This window comes from Aeromicrobium sp. (genome assembly GCF_036676885.1).
Lineage (GTDB): Bacteria > Actinomycetota > Actinomycetes > Propionibacteriales > Nocardioidaceae > Aeromicrobium.
This window is the reverse complement of record NZ_JAKFCB010000217.1, coordinates 1-18,736: the sequence shown is the minus strand read 5'-3', so window position 1 is coordinate 18,736 and position 18,736 is coordinate 1. Positions and strand designations below refer to the sequence as shown.

Below are 18,736 nucleotides of genomic sequence, written 5' to 3'. Positions count from 1 at the left end.
GACAGCGACCAGTCGATGTTGTTGGTCAGCCAGTCGCCGTAGCGGCCGTTCTTGATCGTCTCGGGGAACCAGTTGGTGCCGGCGTTCTCGGCGAGCAGCTTGTCCTTGATCGCGGTCGTGCGGATGTACCAGGCCGGGAGCGCGTAGTACATCAGCGGCGTGTGGCAGCGCCAGCAGTGCGGATAGGAGTGCTCGTATGCCAGCTCGTTGAACATCAGCCCGCGCGCCGCCAGGTCGTCGGCCAGCGCCCGGTCAGCGGTCTTGAAGAACTGCCCACCGACCAGGGGGACGTCGGCCTCGAAGTGGCCGTCGGGAGTGATCGGGTTGACGACCGGAAGGTCGTACGCCTTGCAGACCGCCATGTCGTCGGCGCCGAACGCGGGGGACTGGTGCACCAGACCGGTGCCGTCGTCGGTCGTGACGTAGTCGCCGAGCACGACGATGTGCGCGGGGGCCGGGAACTCGACCAGCTCGAAGGGCCGCTGGTACGTCCAACGTTCCATGTCGCGCCCGCTGAACGACTCGCCGGTGGGCTTCCAGCCCTCGCCGAGCGCCTTCTCCAGCAGCGGCTCCGCGACGACGAGCGTCTCCTGGCCGTCCGACGCCGCGACGTACGTGACGTCGGGGTTGACCGCGACGGCGGTGTTGGACACCAGGGTCCAGGGCGTCGTGGTCCAGACCAGCATCGAGGCCTTGCCGGCGAGCGGCCCGGACGTCAGCGGGAAGCGTACGTAGACCGAGGGGTCGGTGATCGTCTCGTAGCCCTGCGCGAGCTCGTGGTCGGACAGGGTCGTGCCGCAGCGCGGGCAGTAGGGCGCGACCCGGAAGTCCTCGGTCAGCAGTCCCTTGTCGAAGATCGTCGACAGCGCCCACCAGACGCTCTCGACGTACGACGACTCCATCGTGCGGTAGGGGTTGGCCATGTCGACCCAGTAGCCCATCCGATCCGTCATCTCCTCGAAGAGATCGACGTTGCGGACCACTGCCTCGCGGCACTTGGCGTTGAACTCGGCGATGCCGTAGGCCTCGATGTCAGGCTTTCCGTTGAAGCCGAGCTCCTTCTCGACCGCGATCTCGACGGGCAGGCCGTGGCAGTCCCAGCCGGCCTTGCGGTCGACGTGATAGCCCTGCATGGTCTTGAACCGCGGGAAGACGTCCTTGAACACGCGGGCCTCGACGTGATGAGTGCCCGGGGTGCCGTTGGCCGTCGGAGGGCCCTCGTAGAACGTCCAGCGCGGCGCGTCGGACGGGGTGTCGAGGCTTGCGGCGAACGTGCCCTGATCGGCCCACAATTGGAGGATTTCGCGCTCCAGCGCCGGGAGATCGACGTGGGCGGGGACGGGGCGATAGGACGCGTGCTGGGTCACACCCTCAATTCTACGGGTGACCAGCGGCGACACTGCGGCGGTGCGAGTTGGCTTTGCCCCACCGGGGGTCTAATCTTCGTGCATGCCAAACACCAAGCTCGCCGTTCGAGCCGACGAGAAGCCATGGACCGCCGCCGAGACCAAGGCCGTCCGCGCCGAGCTCGAGGCTGACCTCGTGAGGTTGCGCGGCGAGCTCGATCAGTCGGCGCGCGAGCTGCAGGACCTGCTGCGCGACGGCGTCGACGGTGCCGGCAACGATCAGGCCGATGTGGGCTCCAAGGGCCTCGAGCGCGATGCCGAGATGTCCCTCGCCGCCAACCAGCGCGAGCTGCTGCTCCAGACCGAGAAGGCGCTCGATCGCCTCGAGAAGGGCAGCTACGGCCAGTGCGAGATGTGCGGGGAGCCGATCGGCAAGAATCGTTTGATGGCGTTCCCGCGTGCGACACTGTGCATGACATGCAAGCAGCGCGAGGAGCGTCGCTGAGCCCTGGCGACGACCACGGCCCGACTGCCACACACACGTACGTACGCCTTTTCGCGGTTGTCGCTGCCCTGACGGTCGTCGTCGACCAGGTGACCAAGGCGCTGGCGGTCGAGAAGCTGCAGGGTCGTGAGTCGATCGAGCTCATCCCGGGCGTGCTGTCGCTGTCGTTCCTCCGCAACGCCGGCGCGGCGCTCGGCACCGGCGCGGGCTTCACGCTCGTGCTCAGCATCGTGGCGGTCGCGGTGTCGGTCGCGGTCGTACGCATGGCGACCCGGCTGCGCGATCGGTGGTGGGCCGTCGGGCTCGGCCTGCTGCTCGCCGGAGCCGTCGGCAACCTGTGCGACCGGATCTTCCGCGAGCCCGCTCCCCTGAAGGGTCATGTCGTGGACTTCATCGACTACGGCGTGTTCGTCGGCAACGTCGCGGACATCGCGCTCACACTCGCCGCCGTCGTCATCGTGTGGCGCACGTGGAGCGGCGTCGGCATCGACGGAACCCGTCAGGTGAAGTCATGACCGCCGAGGAGCTCGAGCACAAGGTCATCCAGGTCCCCGAGGGCCTCGCCGGGGAGCGCGTCGACAGCGCCCTCGCCCGGCTGCTCGGCCTGTCCCGCACCCGGGCCAGCGAGCTCGTCGCGGAGGGACTCGTCACCCTCGACGGCTCCGCACCGGCCAAGTCAGACCGGGTGACGCCGGGCTCGATCCTCGAGGCGTCGATCCCCGCGCCGCGGCGCATCGCGGTCGTGGCGGCCGAGGTCGAGGGCATGCGCCTGGTGTTCCAGGACGACGACTTCGTCGTGGTCGACAAGCCCGTCGGCGTCGCCGCGCATCCCAGCGTGGGCTGGTACGGCCCCACGGTCCTCGACCATCTCGCGGGGGCCGGCATCCGGATCTCGACGTCGGGTGCGCCGGAGCGCCGGGGCATCGTCCACCGCCTCGACGTCGGCACGAGCGGCCTCATGGCGGTGGCCAAGTCCGAGCACGCCTACACCGTGCTCAAGCAGGCGTTCCGCGACCGTACGGTCGACAAGACCTACCACGCGCTCGTGCAGGGCCACCCCGATCCGCACATGGGCACGATCGACGCGCCGATCGCCCGGCACCCCAAGCATGACTTCAAGTTCACGGTCAAGGACGGCGGCCGCGAGAGCATCACGCACTACGACACGCTCGAGGCGCACCGCTACGCCAGCCTGCTGACGATCAAGCTCGAGACGGGTCGCACCCACCAGATCCGCGTCCACATGAGCGCGCTGCACCATCCCTGCGTCGGCGACCTCATGTACGGCGCCGACCCGACCCTCGCCAAGAAGGTCGGGCTCGACCGTCAGTGGCTGCACGCGCAGAAGCTCGGTTTCATGCACCCGCGCACGGGGGAGTACGTCGAGTTCGAGTCGGACTACCCCGACGACCTCAACGCCGCCCTCGCCGTCGTCCGCGACCTCGACTGACCCAGTTCCCCGCTGAGCGTGACGAACTGCAGGCCCGCATCGGCGAGTCGCCTGCAACTCGTCACGCTCAGCGGAGGGTGGCGGGCGTGCTCGGGTGAGTTCAGGGGTCGTGGACAATGAGGTCCATGAGCAAAGTGCGCCAGTCCGAGAAGCTGAGGGATGTCCTGTACGACATCCGTGGTCCCGTCAGCACTCGAGCCGCCGCCCTGGAGGCCGAGGGCCACCGGATCATGAAGCTCAACATCGGCAACCCGCAGCCGTTCGGCTTCGATGCGCCGGCGGAGATCCTGCAGGACGTCATCGCGGCACTGCCCAGCTCGGCCGGCTACTCCGACTCGCGCGGCATCCAGTCGGCCCGGCGTGCCGTCGTGCACCACTACCAGCTGCAAGAGGGCTTCCCGACGATCGACATCGACGATGTCTGGATCGGCAACGGCGTCTCCGAGCTGATCCAGATGGCGCTGCAGGCGCTGCTCGACAACGGCGACGAGGTCCTCGTGCCGATACCGGACTATCCGCTGTGGACCGCCGTGACCAACCTGGCCGGGGGCGTGCCGGTGCACTACCTCTGTGATGAGGACAACGGCTGGAACCCCGACCTCGAGGACCTCGAGTCCAAGATCACCGACCGCACCCGGGTCATCGTCGTGATCAACCCCAACAACCCCACCGGCGCGGTCTACTCCCGCGAGACGCTCGACGCGATCGCCGACCTGGCCCGCAAGCACGACCTCGTCCTGATGGCCGACGAGATCTACGACAAGATCCTCTACGACGACGCGGTCCACATCCCGATGGCGAGCGTGGCGCCGGACGTGCTGACGTTGACGTTCAACGGGCTCTCCAAGGCGTACCGGGTGTGCGGCTACCGGGCCGGCTGGCTCGTGGTGACGGGCCCGCTGGAACGCGCCGGCGACTACCTCGAGGGCATCACCCTGCTCGCCTCGATGCGGCTGTGCCCCAACGTCCCGGCGCAGAACGCGATCCAGGTCGCGCTCGGCGGCTACCAGTCGATCAAGGAGCTCATCCTGCCCGGCGGGCGGCTGCTCGAGCAGCGCGACACCGCGGTCAACGAGCTGCGCAAGATCCCCGGTGTCAGCGTCGTCGCCCCCCGGGGTGCGCTGTATGCCTTCCCGCGCCTCGACCCCGAGGTCTACCCGATCAAGGACGACCAGCAGCTCGTGCTCGACCTGCTGCTGCAGGAGAAGATCCTGCTGACGCAGGGCACGGGCTTCAACTGGCCCGAGACCGACCACCTGCGGATCGTGACGCTGCCCTGGGCCAGGGACCTCGCCGAGGCGATCCAGCGGCTCGGCAACTTCCTCAGCACCTACAGGCAGGCGTAGCTACCGACCGGCCTGCTTGCGTGCGGCGTACGCCGCGGCCTCCTCGGCGCGGAACCGGGTGATCGCGTCGATGAGGTCGACCGGCAGGGGCTCGGTGAGCGGGAACTGGATCGCCGACTTGCTGGTCCGGTAGGGCGCGAGCTCCTCCGCGAAATGCGCGAACGTCGCAGCCGTCGGGAAGAACGTGAGCGAGGTGTGCTCGGTGTAGCCCGCGAACTGGATCACGACCACACCGTCCTGCTTGTAGGCGGGGATGTTGTAGCTGATCGTCTCCTCCGCATCCGGGAGGGCCGCGCGGATGACGCGTCGGGTCTCGATGAGCCGCGGCTCGACGTCGTACGTCGCGGCCTCGAGGTACTCGTCGACGGTCGTGAACTTCTGCTTGTCGTCAGTCACCACTCAGGTGTAGTCGAGAATCCCCGCAAAGGACAATTTTCGGCGTGGGGGCAGGACGACACGGTGCATCTTGGTCCAGAGCGTCGGACCCCTCGACTAGGCTGAAGACCTTCCCCCACGATCGCGCCGAGGAGGCCATTTTTCGATGTCGAGCGACTCGCCATTCGTGCACCTGCACGTGCACACGGAGTACTCGATGCTCGATGGTGCCGCCTTGCTCGACGGGCTGTTCGAGCGCACCTCGCAGCTCGGCATGCCGGCCATTGCGATGACCGATCACGGCAACCTGCACGGTGCCTACGACTTCTACAGCAAGGCCAAGGCGCACGGGGTCAAGCCGATCATCGGCATGGAGGCCTACCTCACGCCCGACATCCCGCGCACGGAGAAGAAGGCCGTGCAGTGGAACAAGGGGGCCAAGGACGCCGATGTCGCGGGCCGGGGCGCCTACACGCACATGACGCTGCTCTCGGAGACGACCGAGGGCATGCACAACCTGTTCCGCATCGGCTCCTATGCGAGCCTCGAGGGGCAATACCGCAAGCCGCGTGCCGATCGCGACCTGCTGCAGCGCTTCGGCAAGGGGCTCATCGCGACGACGGGCTGCCCGTCCGGCGAGATCCAGACCTGGCTGCGCATCGGCAACTACGACAAGGCGCGGGCGTCGGCCGCCGAGTTCCAGGACATCTTCGGCAAGGAGAACTTCTTCCTCGAGCTGATGGACCACGGTCTTGCGATCGAGTCCCAGGTGCGCGAGGGGTTGCTGCGGCTCAAGAAGGACCTCGGCCTGCCGGCCATCGCGACCAATGACTCGCACTACACCGCCCCCGAGGATGCCGAGGCGCACTCGGCCCTGCTGTGCGTCCAGTCCGGCAGCACGCTGACGGATCCCAACCGCTTCAAGTTCGACTCCAACGACTTCTACATCAAGTCCGCCAAGGAGATGCGCGACCTGTGGGAGGACCGCTTCGACCTCAAGGAGGCGTGTGACAACACGCTGCTGATCGCCGAGCGGTGCGACGTCGAGTTCCGCGAGTCCAACGGTGGCTACATGGCGCGGGCCGACGTCCCCCCGGGCGAGACCGAGGAGAGCTGGTTCGTCAAGGAGGTCTGGCGCGGCATCGAGTCCCGCTACCCGGGCGACAAGCTCACCGACGAGGTCCGGGCACGAACCGAGATGGAGCTCGACGTCGTACGCGACAAGGGCTACTGCGGCTACTACCTGGTGGTCGCCGACTTCATCAACTGGGCCAAGGACAACGGCATCCGCGTGGGCCCCGGCCGTGGTTCGGGTGCCGGCTCGATCGCGGCGTACGCCCTGCGGATCACCGACCTCTGCCCCCTGACCCACGGCCTGATCTTCGAGCGCTTCCTCAACCCCGAGCGTCCGTCGATGCCCGACTTCGACATCGACTTCGACGAGCGTCGTCGCGGTGAGGTCATCCGCTACGTCAGCAACAAGTACGGCGAGGAGCGCGTCGCGATGATCGCGACGTTCGGCCGGCTCAAGTCCAAGGCCGCGATCAAGGACGCCGCCCGCGTCATGGACTACCCGTTCACGCACGGCGAGCGCATCACCAAGGCGCTCCCGGCCGACGTCATGGGCAAGGGCGTGTCGCTCAAGGGGCTGTTCGACAAGGACGACAAGCGTTATGGCGACGGCGCCGACTTCCGCCGGTTGCACGACGAGGACGCCGACGTCCGCAAGATCTACCAGACCGCGCTCGGGCTCGAGGGCCAGATCCGGCAGTGGGGCGTCCACGCCGCCGGCGTCATCATGTCGAGCGACCCGCTGATCGACATCGTCCCGATCATGAAGCGCGAGCAGGACGGCGCGATCATCACCCAGTTCGACTACCCGATGTGCGAGGCGCTCGGGCTGGTCAAGATGGACTTCCTGGGCCTGCGCAACCTCACGGTGCTCGACGACGCGCTCGAGAACATCAAGCGCAACCGCGACATCGACCTGGTCCTCGAGGACCTCACGTTCGACGATCCCGCGACCTACGACCTGCTGGCCCGCGGCGACACGCTCGGCGTCTTCCAGCTCGACGGTGGCCCGATGCGGGCCCTGTTGCGCAGCATGAAGCCCGACAAGTTCGAGGACATCTCGGCCGTCGGCGCCCTCTACCGGCCCGGGCCGATGGGCGCGGACTCGCACAACAAGTACGCCCGCCGCAAGAACGGGCGCGAGCCGATCGACCCGATCCATCCCGAGCTCGAGGAACCGCTCGCCAAGGTGCTCGGCGAGACGTACGGCCTGATCGTCTATCAGGAGCAGGTCATGGAGATCGCGCAGGTCCTGGCGGGGTTCTCGCTGGGACAGGCCGACAACCTGCGACGCGCGATGGGCAAGAAGAAGAAGTCCGAGCTCGACAAGCAGTACGCCGGGTTCCAGGCCGGCATGCTGGAGCGCGGCTACGGCCAGAAGGCGATCACGACGCTGTGGGACATCCTGCTGCCGTTCTCGGACTACGCGTTCAACAAGGCGCACTCCGCGGCCTACGGCGTCATCTCCTACTGGACGGCCTATCTCAAGGCCAACTACCCGGCCGAGTACATGGCGGCGCTGCTGACCAGCACCCGCGGTGACAAGGACAAGTCGGCGATCTACCTCAACGAGTGCCGGCGCATGGGCATCAAGGTGCTGCCGCCGGACGTCAACGAGTCGGTCTCCAACTTCGCGTCAGTGGGCGCCGACATCCGGTTCGGCCTCGGGGCGATCCGCAACATCGGCGAGAACGTCGTGGCGGGGATCGTCGAGGGACGCGCGTCGGGCGGGCCCTACACCGACTTCAACGACTTCCTCAACAAGGTGCCGACGCTGGTCTGCAACAAGCGGGTCCTCGACTCGCTGATCAAGGCCGGTGCCTTCGACTCGCTCGGCCACCGCCGGCGCGCGCTGACCACGGTCGCCGAGGAGGGTGTCGACCTCTACATCGACCTCAAGCGCCAGGCCGCGATCGGTCAGGACTCCTTGTTCGGCGGCAACGACGATGCGTTCACCGGCGGCACGATCGAGGTGCCCGACACGATGCCGGAGTGGGAGAAGACCCAATTGCTCGCGTTCGAGCGCGACATGCTGGGCCTCTACGTCTCCGACCACCCGTTGCAGGGCCTCGAGCACGTCCTCAGGGCCAGCAGCGACTGCACGGTCGGCGAGCTGCTGACCAATGCCGAGCTGCCCGATGGCAGCACCGTGCGCATCTGCGGCCTCATCACCGGGGTGCAGCGCCGGATGAGCAAGAAGGGCGACTCCTGGGCGTCGGTCACGATCGAGGACCTCGAAGGTGGCATCGAGGTCATGGTGTTCCCCGGCGCCTATCAGCTGGCGATGCCGGTGCTGATCCCCGACACGATCGTCGTCGTCAAGGGCCGCGTACGCCGCAAGGACGACGGCGTCGAGCTCAACGCCCTCGAGGTCACCCTCCCGGCGATGAACACCGGCGGCCCGGAGCGACCGCTCGTCGTGAGCCTCCCGGTGGCACGCTGCACGACCGACACCATCAGCACCTTCAAGGCGGTCCTCGCAGCACACCCCGGCGTCTCCGAGGTGCACCTCCGGCTGATCGGCAACGGCTCGACCAAGGTCATGCGACTCGACGACAGCCTGCGTGTGGCACAGTCGTCCTCGTTGATCGCCGACCTGAAAGAGCTGCTGGGCCCCCATTGCCTGTCCTGAGACGACTTCTCCTGACTGCCGCCGCGATGCTCCTTCTGGGCGTCGCGGCAGGTTTCGTGTGGGAGCGACTTGCCACTCCCGCAGAGTGGGAGGTCCGCGAGGCCGGCGTCGTGATGGACGAGGCCGCATCCAAGGGTCAGTTCTCGGTCATCGTGGTGTTCGTCCTGATCGGCGCGATCACCTCCCTCGTGTGGGGTGCGTTCGCCGCGTGGACGTTGCGCGACGCCGGCTGGATCGTGACGCCGTTCGTCGTCGTGCTGACCTTGGGCGCCTCCGTGATCGCCTGGCGTGTCGGCGTGTGGCTGGGGCCGCCGGATCCATCGACGGTCCGCGACGCGTCGGTCGGCGACCACATCCCGGCCAGGCTCGCCGTCGACACCTTCGCGCCGTTCCTGACCTGGCCGATCTTCGGGTTGGCCGGGTTCTTCGGCGCGATGCTGGTCGGGGTGGCTCTCGATCCGCTCGACGAGTCGCAGCACCCCTCCCCGGACGACCGCCCGTTCGGTTAGCGGGCGATTCGCGCGACGACGGCCTCGGTCAGCAGGATCAGGTCGTTCGGCTGCAGCTCGGCCTCCAGGCCCCGACGGCCACCCGACACGAAGATCGTCGGCCATTGCCCCGAGGTCTTGTCGACCACGGTCCGGTGCTTGCGCTTCTGGCCCAGTGGCGAGATCCCTCCGATGACGTATCCCGTCGCCCGCTGAGCCTGCGCGGCGTCGGCCATCTGGGCGCGCTTGCCCCCCAGTGCATCGGCGAGCGCCTTGAGGTCGAGGGACCCCATGACCGGCACCACCCCGACGCACAGCTCACCGTCCACCTCGGCCATCAGGGTCTTGAAGACCCGTCCCGGCTCCACGCCCAGCGCCTGCGCCGCTTCCATCCCGAATGAGTCCGCCCGCGGGTCGTGGACGTACGCATGAGGGGTGAACGGGATGTGGGCACGATGGAGTGCGACGAACGCCGGCGTTGCGTCGGTCGGCTTCTTGTTGGCGGCCACCAACCCACGGTAGCCCGTCCGTAGACTTGGCGTCGTGATGCGACGCCTCGACCTGAGAAATCTCGACCCTGCTGCCGAAGAATGGCAGTGGGTCTACAGCGCTGCAGTGCCGCGCGCCGAGCTCGATGTCGAGCACGCCATGGCCGCGATCCGGCCGATCTGCGAGGACGTCAAGTCCCGGGGCGCCGACGCCGTGCTCGACGCGGGGGAGCGCTTCGACGGTGTACGCCCGACACAGCTCCGCGTGCCGCCCGCGGCGATCACCGATGCGCTGGACGCCCTCGCACCGGACATCCGCGCCGGGCTCGAGGAGTCCATCCGCCGGCTCCGCCAGACCTGCGAGGCCGAGCTGGAGCACACCCTGGTCACCGATGTCGCGCCCGGCGCAACGGTCGAGCGCCGGATCGTCCCGATGCAGCGCGTCGGCCTCTACGTCCCCGGTGGCCTCGCGCCCCTGGTCAGCACCGTCATCATGAACGCGGTCCCGGCGCAGGTCGCCGGCGTGCCGGGCATCGCACTCGCCAGCCCGCCCAACGCCGAGTTCGGCGGACTGCCGCACCCCACGATCCTGGCCGCCTGTGGCCTGCTCGGCATCGACGAGGTCTACTCCGCCGGCGGTGCCCAGGCGCTCGCGATGTTCGCCTACGGCGCGGGGGAGTGTCGCCCCGTCAACCTCATCACCGGGCCCGGCAACATCTACGTGGCCGCGGCCAAGCGCTACCTGCAGGGCACCGTCAGCATCGATGCCGAGGCCGGACCCACCGAGATCGCGATCATCGCCGACCGTACGGCCGATGCCGCGTTCGTCGCGGCCGACCTGATCAGCCAGGCCGAGCACGATCCCATGGCCGCGAGTGTGCTGATCACCGACAGCGAGCAGCTCGCCGATGCGGTCGACTCGGCGCTCGTCGACCAGATCGGCACCGCCAAGCATGCCGACCGCATCCGCACCGCGCTCGAGGGCCAGCAGTCGGCGACGGTGCTCGTACGCGATGTCGACCAGGCGGTCCAGGTCGCCAACGGCTACGCCGCCGAGCACCTCGAGATCCACACCGCGGCTGCCGCCGACGTCGCGGCCCGCATCGTCAACGCGGGTGCGGTGTTCGTCGGCTCGCACACGCCGGTGTCCCTCGGCGACTACGCCGCGGGCTCCAACCACGTCCTCCCCACCGCGGGCTGCGCCTGCCACTCGTCGGGCCTCTCGGTGCGGGCGTTCTGCAAGAACATGCACGTCGTCACCTACGACGAAGCCGCCCTGCGTGAGGTGGGCGACCACGTCGTGGTCCTCGCCGAGGCGGAGAACCTGCCGTCGCACGGCGCGGCCGTGACGATCCGGATGTCCCGCTGATGCCGCTGCCCGCCTGGGTCCCGATCCGCGAGGAGCTCCGGGACGACGAACCGTACGGTGCGCCGCAGCTCGACGTGCCGGTGCAGCTCAACACCAACGAGAACCCTTACGGGCCCGGACCTGGTGTCGTTGCGGACATTGCCCGTGCGGTCGGCGACGCTGCAGCGAAGCTCAACCGATACCCCGATCGCGAAGCATGGGAGCTCCGCAAGGCCTTGGCGAAGTACCTGGGCCACGACCTGACGGCGGATCGGGTCTGGGCGGCCAATGGCTCCAACGAGATCATGCAGCAGGTGTTGCAGGCGTTCGCGGGTCCAGGACGCACGGCGATGTCGTTCGCCCCGACGTACTCGATGTATCCGGAGTACGCCCGCAACACCCACACCCGTTGGGTGTCGGGGCAGCGCGAGGAGGACTTCACGGTCGACGTGGACCGGGCTGTTGAGCAGGTCAAGGCCGAGCAGCCCGACGTCGTGCTGCTGACCTCTCCGAACAATCCCACGGGGACGGCTCTGCCGCTCGACACCGTGCGCGCCATCGTCGAGGCGGCACCCGGAATCGTCGTCGTGGACGAGGCGTACGCGGAGTTCCGCCGGGACGGCACCCCGAGCGCGCTCGAGCTGCTCGACGAGTTCCCGCGGCTGCTGGTGACCCGCACGATGAGCAAGGCGTTCGCGCTCGCGGGCGGCCGGCTCGGGTATGTCGCAGCGGATGCCGCCATCATCGACGCACTGCGCATCGTCCGGTTGCCCTATCACCTGTCCACCGTCAGCCAGGCGGCGGCGACCGCAGCGCTGCGGCACGAGGACGAGCTGCTGGCGCAGGTCGACGCCCTCCGGGTGACTCGGGACGAGACCGCGACCTGGTTGCGCGAACAGGGATTCGAGGTCGCGGAGTCGGATGCGAACTTCATCCTGTTCGGACGCTTCGACGATCGCCACGCGATCTGGCAGGGCCTGCTCGACCACGGGGTCCTGATCCGCGAGGTCGGACCCCTAGAATGGCTGCGCGTGTCGATCGGCACGCCGGACGAGATGCACGCGTTCCGCAAAGCACTCCTGGAGGTGACCCGATGACCCGCACTGCGCGCATCGAGCGGAAGACCTCGGAGTCCCATGTCGTCGTCGAGCTCGACCTCGACGGATCCGGCATCAACGACATCTCGACCGGCGTCGGCTTCTACGACCACATGCTGACGGCGTTCTCGCGCCACTCGCTGATCGACCTCACGGTCAAGTCCGAGGGCGATCTGCACATCGACGCGCACCACACCGTCGAGGACACCGCGATCTGCCTCGGCCAGGCGATCCGCGAGGCGCTCGGTGACAAGGTCGGCATCCGCCGCTACGGCGACGCGCTCGTCCCGCTCGACGAGTCGATCGCGCAGGCCGTCGTCGATGTCTCGGGCCGGCCCTACTTCGTGCACTCCGGCGAGCCCGACCGCCAGATCACCGCGATCATCGGCGGCCAGTACACCGGCGCGCTGACGGCCCACGTGTTCGAGTCGATTGCGCACCACGCCGGGATCACCCTGCACGTACGCCTGCTGGACGGCCGCGACCCGCACCACATCGCGGAGGCCCAGTTCAAGGCCGTGGCCCGCGCGCTGCGTGACGCCGTCGCGATCGACCCGCGCGAGTCAGGCATCCCCAGCACGAAGGGTGCGTTGTGACGCGTCCGCGCGTCGCGGTGCTGGATTACGGCTCAGGAAACCTGCGATCGGCAGTACGCGCTGTCGAGCGTGCCGGGGCCGAGGCCGAGCTCACGCATGATGCGACCACCGCGATCGAGGCCGACGGGCTGCTCGTGCCCGGCGTCGGTGCCTTCGAAGCCTGCATGCGCGGGCTCGAAGGTGTCGACGGCGTCCGCATCGTCGAGCGCCGGCTCATCGCCAACCGGCCGGTGCTGGGGATCTGCGTCGGCATGCAGATCCTGTTCGCCGAGGGCATCGAGCACGGCGTACGCACCGAGGGGTGTGGCGAGCTCCCGGGCGTCGTCGAGCGCCTCCAGGCGCCGATCGTGCCGCACATGGGCTGGAACACCGTCGAGCCCGGCGAGGGATCGCGGATGTTCGCCGGCATCGAGGACGAGCGGTTCTACTTCGTGCACTCCTACGGGGTGCGCGACTGGGTGCTCAGCCAGCCGCCGGCGATGCCGGCTCCGGTTGTCACGTGGACCGACTACGCGGGAGACCGATTCGTGTCGGCCGCTGAGCACGGGCCGCTGTGGGCGACGCAGTTCCACCCGGAGAAGTCCGGCGATGCCGGCTCGCAGCTGCTGAAGAACTGGCTCGCGACGCTCTGACCGCTGTCAGATCGCGTCGCGCAGCACCTCGGCCAGCTGTTCGGGCCTGGTGAACTGCGGCCAGTGACTGGTGGGCAGCTCGATGATCGTCACGTCCTTGATCTTGGGCAGCTCCGAGAAGTAGGCCACACCCGCGGCGACGTACTGATCGATCTCGTCGCGGGTGAAGGTCGTGCTGATGAGGGTGATCGGCACGTCGAAGCGGGCTTCGTTGCTCAGCACCTGCGGATCACGTGCAACCCCGATCGGGATCGGGATCGCACGGGCGCGGAAGTCGGCGAGCTGTGCCTCGGTGAAGTCGTCGAGGTCGCGCGAGCCCTCCTCGCGGAAGACGTCCCACGGCGGCAGCGGGATCTCGCCGTCCTCGTCCGGCAGGCCGGCGTTGATCGCGGCGCCGTCGGGCAGTGGGCCGCTGTCGACGTAGACGGCACGGGCGACCCGGTCGGGACGGCGGTCGACCGCACCGTGGACAGCCGCACCCCCGCCGCTGTGACCGACCAGCACCACCGGCTCGTCCGCCTCGTCGATCGCCGCGACGATCGCCTCGACATGGTCGGCGAGCCCGATGCCGGAGCGGTCGGCGTCGACCGACTCGAGTCCGGGCAACGTGAGCGCCGTGACGTCATGGCCTCTGGCCTCGAGCGCGGGAGTGATGCGGTCCCACGACCATGCGCCGAGCCAGAAACCGGGAACGAGGATCACCTTCATACCGACCACCGTAGGGGTGAGTGCCGACAGATACGATCACCTGCGTGACCCTCGAACTCCTCCCCGCCGTCGACGTCGCCGATGGGCAGGCCGTGCGCCTCGTCCAGGGTGAGCTCGGCAGCGAGACGACCTACGGATCCCCGCTCGACGCCGCCCTGCAGTGGCAGTCCGACGGTGCGGAGTGGATCCACCTCGTCGACCTCGACGCTGCCTTCGGCAAGGGCTCCAACCGCGAGCTCCTCGCCGATGTCGTGAACCGGCTCGACGTCAAGGTCGAGCTGTCGGGCGGCATCCGCGACGACGCCTCGCTCGAGGCAGCGCTCGCGACCGGTTGCACCCGGGTCAACCTCGGCACCGCCGCGCTGGAGAACCCGGAGTGGTGCCGCAAGGTCGTCAGCCAGTACGGCGACCAGATCGCCGTGGGCCTCGACGTGCGCGGCACGACGCTGGCCGCACGGGGCTGGACGCAGGAGGGCGGCGACCTGTTCGAGGTGCTCGACCGCCTCGAGCGCGACGGCTGCGCCCGCTACGTCCTGACCGACGTCACCAAGGACGGCACGCTGACCGGCCCCAACCTCGACCTGCTGCGCCAGGTCTGCGAGATCACCGACAAGCCGGTCGTCGCCTCCGGTGGCGTCTCGAGCCTCGACGACCTCCGCGCGATCGCCTCGCTGACCGGCGTTGGCGTCGAGGGCGCCATCGTCGGCAAGGCGCTCTACGCCGGCGCGTTCACGCTGCCCGAAGCACTCGCCGCGGTCGCCGAGGTCTAGACATGGCCTCTGGGCGGGCGATGTGGTCGGCCTTCTCGGCCGATCCACGTGATCCCGTCTCAGCGGATCTGAAGGCCACCGACGCAGACCGCGATCTCGCGGCGGAGGTGCTCCGGGAGGCGTACGCGGATGGCCGGTTGACCCGCCTCGAGTACGACGAGCGCTCTGCCACTGCGCTCGGCACGCGGACGGTCGGGGCGTTCCTCCCGTTGCTGGTCGACCTCCTTCCCGCCGGCACGGTCGCCGCGACCCGTGACTCACACGCCGACCTGCACGTCAAAGCCGTGCAGCGCTACCAACGTGAGCTGAACGACGCCCGCAACGGGTGGGCGTTCGTCTCGGTCCTCACGCTGGCGATCTGGGGAGTCACCAGCCTCGTGTCGGGACACCTGCTGTTCTTCTGGCCGGTCTTCCCGATCATCGGGGTCGGCATCGGCTACGTCTCGACGCGCGCCACCGCCGATTCGCGCATCGAGAAGTACGAGGAGAAGATCGCCGAGACCCGGCGCATCAAGCGACAGCGCGACCGCGACCTCGAGTGAGTCCGGCGCCGGCCTGGAGGGCCGGCCCCCGCTGCGCCAAACCCTGAACAGCCTGCAATTCCCGGGCGTACGATCGAAGCGGGCGACTGCCGCGATCAGGGGGAGCTCGCCGACGCAAGGGGGGAGCCGGACGAACGAGTGCGCGATGGCTTCGGCTGTGGTGGCCCGCGAGTCCAAGGAGGCAACCCATGACCACCACGAGGTCGGTCGACGAGCAGCTCGTCGAGAAGTTCGCCGGGGAGCTGATCAGCCACTACACCAGCGGAATGGTGACGATGATGGTCGACGTCGGTCACCGCAGCGGACTGTTCGAGGCGGCCGCCGAGGGACCGGCCACCAGCGAGGAGCTGGCCGCTCGCGCGGGGCTCCATGAGCGGTACGTCCGCGAGTGGCTCGGCTCGCTCGTGTCGGCCGGGATCTTCCTCTACAGCCCGCGTACCGGCGTCTACACGCTGCCGGCCGAGCATGCGGAGTGCCTGACCGGGCCCGGTGCGGGCAACCTCGCGACGGTCGCGCAGATCAACACCCACCTCGGAAACCACCTGCACCAGGTCGCCACGGCGTTCCGCGAGGGCGGTGGGGTGCCCTACTCGGAGTTCCGCCCGGAGTTCACCGACGTCATGGACAGCCTGAGCCGTGGCACGTACGACGAGCTGCTGGTCGATGCGTGGCTGCCGTTGGTTCCCGGGCTGCCGGAGCGGCTGACCGAGGGCATCCGGGTCGCTGACGTCGGCTGCGGGACCGGTCACGCCGTGGTGACGATGGCTGCGGCGTTCCCCGCGTCGACGTTCGTGGGCTACGACATCGCCGAGGACGCCCTGGACCGTGGCCGGGCCGAGGCCGCCGAGCTCGGCCTCACGAATGTCGAGTTCGAGGCGCAGGACGCCGCGACCCTCGCTCCGGAGACTCCGTTCGACCTCATCACGACGATCGATGCGATCCACGACCAGGTCGATCCGGCCGGCGCGGTACGCAGCATCTTCGGCGCACTGGTGCCCGGCGGGACGTACGTGATGGTCGAGCCGGCGGCGTCGAGCAACCTCGAGGACAACCTCAGCAACCCGTTCGCCCCGTGGATCTATGGCGTCAGCACGTTGCACTGCCTGACGGTGTCGCTGGCGCACGGCGGCGCGGGACTCGGCACGGCGTGGGGGGAGCAGCGGGCCCGCGAGATGCTCGCCGATGCCGGATTCGCGCGCGTGACCGCCCACGAGACGCCCGGCGACCCGCTCGACACGATGTTCGTCACGACGAAGCCGGAGGAGTGAGTCAGCGCTGCAGGACGTCCTGCCAGAGCTGCACCGCGCCATAGACCGTCAGCGCGAGGACCGCGGCGCCCACGAGCACCGCGACGGCGCAGCCGAGCATGGCTCCGGCGGAGATGCTCTCGTCGATCCTGACCGGTGGCAGCGGCACGCGTTCCATGTGCGCGCCGAGGTGCTGCCGGCTGCAGTACCGGAACACGAGCTGTTCGCCGCTGGCCAGCTCGTCGGGGTCATCGCCCCAGTCGCCAGGATCGACGCGGCGATGCACCCCCACGATGAGTGCGGCATCCGTCGCGGTCTCGATCGTGCCTCGGCAGTAGTCGCAGCTGAACGTGTCGGTCACGCGCCCGATCGTAGGGCCGGGGCGGCGTACGGCCGTCGCCAGGACGGATTTGCCCACCCGGAGGTATGTCCGCACCGACAGATAGGCTCATCTGGTGAGCCTCGCCGTACGTGTCATCCCGTGTCTGGACGTCGACAACGGCCGGGTCGTCAAGGGTGTCAACTTCGTCAACCTGCGCGATGCCGGCGACCCCGTCGAGATGGCCAAGGTCTACGACGCCGAAGGCGCCGACGAGCTCACCTTCCTCGACATCACGGCGTCGTCCGACAGCCGCGACACGACCTTCGACGTTGTCGGCCGCACCGCCGACCAGGTGTTCATCCCGCTGACCGTCGGCGGCGGCGTCCGTACACCCGAAGACGTCGACCGCCTGTTGCGGGCCGGAGCCGACAAGGTCGGCATCAACACCGCGGCGATCGCCCGGCCCGAGGTCATCGCCGAGATCGCCCACCGATTCGGCAACCAGGTCCTCGTGCTCAGCGTCGACGCGCGGCGCAGCAGCGAGCAGCCCAGCGGCTTCGAGGTGACGACGCACGGCGGGCGCACGTCGGCCGGACTCGACGCCGTCGAGTGGGCGCGCACCGCCACCGAGCTGGGCGCCGGAGAGATCCTGCTCAACTCGATGGACGCCGACGGCACCAAGGACGGCTTCGACCTGGAAATGATTCGGGCGGTCCGTGGCGTTACACAAGTGCCACTCATCGCGAGTGGCGGCGCCGGCCGGCTCGAGCACTTCCCGGCGGCCATCGATGCCGGCGCCGACGCAGTGCTCGCCGCAAGTGTCTTCCACTTCGGCGACATGACCATCGGACAGGTGAAAGAGACGTTGCGAGCAGCAGGACACTGTGTCCGATAGGACCACGGCCGAGCCCACCGCGGCGGCCGATCCCGATCCGGACGAGCGTGACCTCGGAACGGCCGACCACACCCACGTGACCGGCCGCGGATTCGCGCTGCTCGGCCGCGGCATCCGCGAGCAGCGATTCCTGTTCTCGCTGTCGGTGATCGGCAGCATCCTCTACGGCGCCATGACGGTTGCCGATGCCTGGGTCCTCGGCTGGGCGACGGATCACGTGATCCGGCCCTCGTTCGAGCGGGGCGAGATCGCCAAGGGTGCGCTCGCCGTCGCCATCGCGCTGTTCCTGGCAGTCGCGATGCTCCGTGCGCTGGGCATCATCGGCCGTCGGCTCATCGGCGGCGTCGTGTTCTATCGGCTCATCGCCGACTACCGCCGCCGGGTCACCCGCAAGTACATCTCGCTGCCGATGGCCTGGCACCACCGGCACCCCACCGGGCAGCTGCTCTCCAACGCCAACGCCGACGTCGAGGCGACGTGGTCGGTGTTCATGCCCCTGCCGATGGCGGTGGGCGTCATCGCGATGCTGCTCGCCGCGATCATCGCGATGCTCGCCGCCGACGTCGTCCTGACGATCGTGGGGCTGATCGTCTTCCCGGCGCTGTTCGCGATCAACGTCTTCTACCAGCGCTGGCTCTCGCCCAAGGTCTCCTACGCCCAGTCGCTCCGCGGCGACGTGAGCTCGGTCGCCCACGAGTCGTTCGACGGTGCGCTGGTCGTCAAGTCGCTCGGCCGAGAGGCCGACGAGACCGAGAGGTTCACCCGGGTCACGCACGAGCTGCGCGACGCCAACATCGCGGTGGGTCGCATCCGGAGCATGTTCGACCCGCTGCTCGAGGCGCTGCCCAACCTCGGCATCCTGCTGGTCATCGTGCTGG

20 protein-coding genes are annotated in these 18,736 nt (G+C 68.7%); 15 read left to right on the top strand and 5 right to left on the bottom strand.

The window, feature by feature from the left end; genetic code table 11:
• Window positions 1–1,367 (bottom strand): class I tRNA ligase family protein (locus tag V6M46_RS09965; protein WP_332664371.1); only part of this gene is annotated, 1,367 nt, incomplete at its 3' end.
• An 82-nt stretch (window positions 1,368–1,449) separates the two neighbouring features.
• On the opposite strand from V6M46_RS09965, the gene V6M46_RS09960 reads away from it, so the two are divergent.
• From V6M46_RS09960 to V6M46_RS09945, 4 genes are all read left to right on the top strand, one after another.
• Window positions 1,450–1,851: a TraR/DksA family transcriptional regulator gene (locus tag V6M46_RS09960; protein ID WP_332664368.1), complete on the top strand. Its 402-nt coding sequence runs from the start codon at window positions 1,450–1,452 to the stop codon at window positions 1,849–1,851.
• The gene (locus V6M46_RS09955; RefSeq protein ID WP_332664367.1) at window positions 1,824–2,366 is read left to right on the top strand and encodes a signal peptidase II; all 543 of its coding nucleotides are present in this window, start codon (window positions 1,824–1,826) and stop codon (window positions 2,364–2,366) included. The genes V6M46_RS09960 and V6M46_RS09955 overlap by 28 nt, the downstream gene beginning before the upstream one ends.
• Window positions 2,363–3,301 carry an RluA family pseudouridine synthase gene (locus V6M46_RS09950; protein WP_332664365.1) on the top strand — a complete coding sequence of 313 codons (939 nt, stop codon included), beginning with the start codon at window positions 2,363–2,365 and terminating at the stop codon, window positions 3,299–3,301. The genes V6M46_RS09955 and V6M46_RS09950 overlap by 4 nt, the downstream gene beginning before the upstream one ends.
• A 125-nt stretch (window positions 3,302–3,426) precedes the next feature.
• Window positions 3,427–4,647 (top strand): pyridoxal phosphate-dependent aminotransferase, encoded by a 1,221-nt coding sequence (locus V6M46_RS09945; protein ID WP_332664363.1) that lies wholly within the window; start codon window positions 3,427–3,429, stop codon window positions 4,645–4,647.
• Here the strand turns inward: V6M46_RS09945 and V6M46_RS09940 are convergent, their stop codons facing one another.
• Window positions 4,648–5,043: an iron chaperone gene (locus tag V6M46_RS09940; RefSeq protein WP_332664361.1), complete on the bottom strand. Its 396-nt coding sequence runs from the start codon at window positions 5,041–5,043 to the stop codon at window positions 4,648–4,650. It lies immediately after the preceding gene.
• Window positions 5,044–5,188: 145 nt separating this feature from the next.
• Here V6M46_RS09940 and dnaE point away from each other — a divergent pair, with 145 nt between their 5' ends.
• Entirely contained in the window at window positions 5,189–8,725 is a 3,537-nt protein-coding gene (dnaE, locus tag V6M46_RS09935; protein ID WP_332664359.1) for a DNA polymerase III subunit alpha, read from the top strand.
• Window positions 8,726–8,751: 26 nt separating this feature from the next.
• Entirely contained in the window at window positions 8,752–9,234 is a 483-nt protein-coding gene (locus V6M46_RS09930; RefSeq protein ID WP_332664357.1) for a hypothetical protein, read from the top strand.
• On the opposite strand, the gene ybaK is transcribed toward V6M46_RS09930, so the two are convergent.
• Window positions 9,231–9,722, bottom strand: a complete 492-nt coding sequence (gene ybaK / locus V6M46_RS09925) for a Cys-tRNA(Pro) deacylase (protein WP_332664356.1) — start codon at window positions 9,720–9,722, stop codon at window positions 9,231–9,233. The genes V6M46_RS09930 and ybaK overlap by 4 nt on opposite strands.
• Window positions 9,723–9,756: 34 nt before the next feature.
• On the opposite strand from ybaK, the gene hisD reads away from it, so the two are divergent.
• The 4 genes from hisD to hisH are packed head-to-tail and all read left to right on the top strand — an operon-like array spanning window position 9,757 to window position 13,374.
• The gene (gene hisD / locus V6M46_RS09920; RefSeq protein WP_332664353.1) at window positions 9,757–11,070 is read left to right on the top strand and encodes a histidinol dehydrogenase; all 1,314 of its coding nucleotides are present in this window, start codon (window positions 9,757–9,759) and stop codon (window positions 11,068–11,070) included.
• A complete protein-coding gene (locus V6M46_RS09915; protein ID WP_332664351.1) occupies window positions 11,070–12,146 on the top strand; it encodes a histidinol-phosphate transaminase in 1,077 nt (358 codons plus the stop codon). The genes hisD and V6M46_RS09915 overlap by 1 nt, the downstream gene beginning before the upstream one ends.
• A complete protein-coding gene (hisB, locus tag V6M46_RS09910; protein ID WP_332664349.1) occupies window positions 12,143–12,742 on the top strand; it encodes an imidazoleglycerol-phosphate dehydratase HisB in 600 nt (199 codons plus the stop codon). The genes V6M46_RS09915 and hisB overlap by 4 nt, the downstream gene beginning before the upstream one ends.
• Window positions 12,739–13,374 (top strand): imidazole glycerol phosphate synthase subunit HisH, encoded by a 636-nt coding sequence (hisH, locus tag V6M46_RS09905; protein WP_332664347.1) that lies wholly within the window; start codon window positions 12,739–12,741, stop codon window positions 13,372–13,374. The genes hisB and hisH overlap by 4 nt, the downstream gene beginning before the upstream one ends.
• A 6-nt stretch (window positions 13,375–13,380) precedes the next feature.
• Here the strand turns inward: hisH and V6M46_RS09900 are convergent, their stop codons facing one another.
• A complete protein-coding gene (locus tag V6M46_RS09900; protein WP_332664346.1) occupies window positions 13,381–14,082 on the bottom strand; it encodes an alpha/beta fold hydrolase in 702 nt (233 codons plus the stop codon).
• 44 nt (window positions 14,083–14,126) lie between these two features.
• Here V6M46_RS09900 and priA point away from each other — a divergent pair, with 44 nt between their 5' ends.
• From priA to V6M46_RS09885, 3 genes are all read left to right on the top strand, one after another.
• Complete coding sequence (gene priA / locus V6M46_RS09895) at window positions 14,127–14,852, top strand: bifunctional 1-(5-phosphoribosyl)-5-((5-phosphoribosylamino)methylideneamino)imidazole-4-carboxamide isomerase/phosphoribosylanthranilate isomerase PriA (protein WP_332664344.1); 726 nt, start codon at window positions 14,127–14,129, stop codon at window positions 14,850–14,852.
• A gap of 2 nt (window positions 14,853–14,854) precedes the next feature.
• Window positions 14,855–15,394 carry a DUF1707 SHOCT-like domain-containing protein gene (locus V6M46_RS09890; RefSeq protein WP_332664342.1) on the top strand — a complete coding sequence of 180 codons (540 nt, stop codon included), beginning with the start codon at window positions 14,855–14,857 and terminating at the stop codon, window positions 15,392–15,394.
• A 188-nt stretch (window positions 15,395–15,582) separates the two neighbouring features.
• Window positions 15,583–16,662 carry a class I SAM-dependent methyltransferase gene (locus tag V6M46_RS09885; RefSeq protein WP_332664341.1) on the top strand — a complete coding sequence of 360 codons (1,080 nt, stop codon included), beginning with the start codon at window positions 15,583–15,585 and terminating at the stop codon, window positions 16,660–16,662.
• 1 nt (window position 16,663) lies between these two features.
• Here V6M46_RS09885 and V6M46_RS09880 read toward each other — a convergent pair whose 3' ends face one another.
• Window positions 16,664–17,002, bottom strand: coding sequence for a hypothetical protein (locus V6M46_RS09880; protein ID WP_332664338.1), 339 nt, complete (start codon window positions 17,000–17,002; stop codon window positions 16,664–16,666).
• A gap of 94 nt (window positions 17,003–17,096) precedes the next feature.
• Between V6M46_RS09880 and hisF the strand changes: the two genes are divergently transcribed.
• Together hisF and V6M46_RS09870 are read left to right on the top strand one after the other, a co-directional pair.
• Complete coding sequence (gene hisF, locus V6M46_RS09875; RefSeq protein ID WP_332664336.1) at window positions 17,097–17,858, top strand: imidazole glycerol phosphate synthase subunit HisF; 762 nt, start codon at window positions 17,097–17,099, stop codon at window positions 17,856–17,858.
• On the top strand, window positions 17,848–18,736 hold an 889-nt coding region (locus tag V6M46_RS09870), incomplete at its 3' end, for an ABC transporter transmembrane domain-containing protein (RefSeq protein WP_332664334.1). The genes hisF and V6M46_RS09870, both read left to right, overlap by 11 nt.

Bases quoted from the DNA above. Each gene is read 5' to 3' on its own strand.
- V6M46_RS09960 (WP_332664368.1), top strand. From the start codon at position 1,450: ATGCCAAACACCAAGCTCGCCGTTCGAGCCGACGAGAAGCCATGGACC.
- V6M46_RS09955 (WP_332664367.1), top strand. From the start codon at position 1,824: ATGCAAGCAGCGCGAGGAGCGTCGCTGAGCCCTGGCGACGACCACGGC.
- V6M46_RS09950 (WP_332664365.1), top strand. From the start codon at position 2,363: ATGACCGCCGAGGAGCTCGAGCACAAGGTCATCCAGGTCCCCGAGGGC.
- V6M46_RS09945 (WP_332664363.1), top strand. From the start codon at position 3,427: ATGAGCAAAGTGCGCCAGTCCGAGAAGCTGAGGGATGTCCTGTACGAC.
- dnaE (WP_332664359.1), top strand. From the start codon at position 5,189: ATGTCGAGCGACTCGCCATTCGTGCACCTGCACGTGCACACGGAGTAC.
- V6M46_RS09930 (WP_332664357.1), top strand. From the start codon at position 8,752: ATGCTCCTTCTGGGCGTCGCGGCAGGTTTCGTGTGGGAGCGACTTGCC.
- V6M46_RS09915 (WP_332664351.1), top strand. From the start codon at position 11,070: ATGCCGCTGCCCGCCTGGGTCCCGATCCGCGAGGAGCTCCGGGACGAC.
- hisB (WP_332664349.1), top strand. From the start codon at position 12,143: ATGACCCGCACTGCGCGCATCGAGCGGAAGACCTCGGAGTCCCATGTC.
- V6M46_RS09900 (WP_332664346.1), bottom strand. From the start codon at position 14,082: ATGAAGGTGATCCTCGTTCCCGGTTTCTGGCTCGGCGCATGGTCGTGG.
- V6M46_RS09890 (WP_332664342.1), top strand. From the start codon at position 14,855: ATGGCCTCTGGGCGGGCGATGTGGTCGGCCTTCTCGGCCGATCCACGT.
- V6M46_RS09885 (WP_332664341.1), top strand. From the start codon at position 15,583: ATGACCACCACGAGGTCGGTCGACGAGCAGCTCGTCGAGAAGTTCGCC.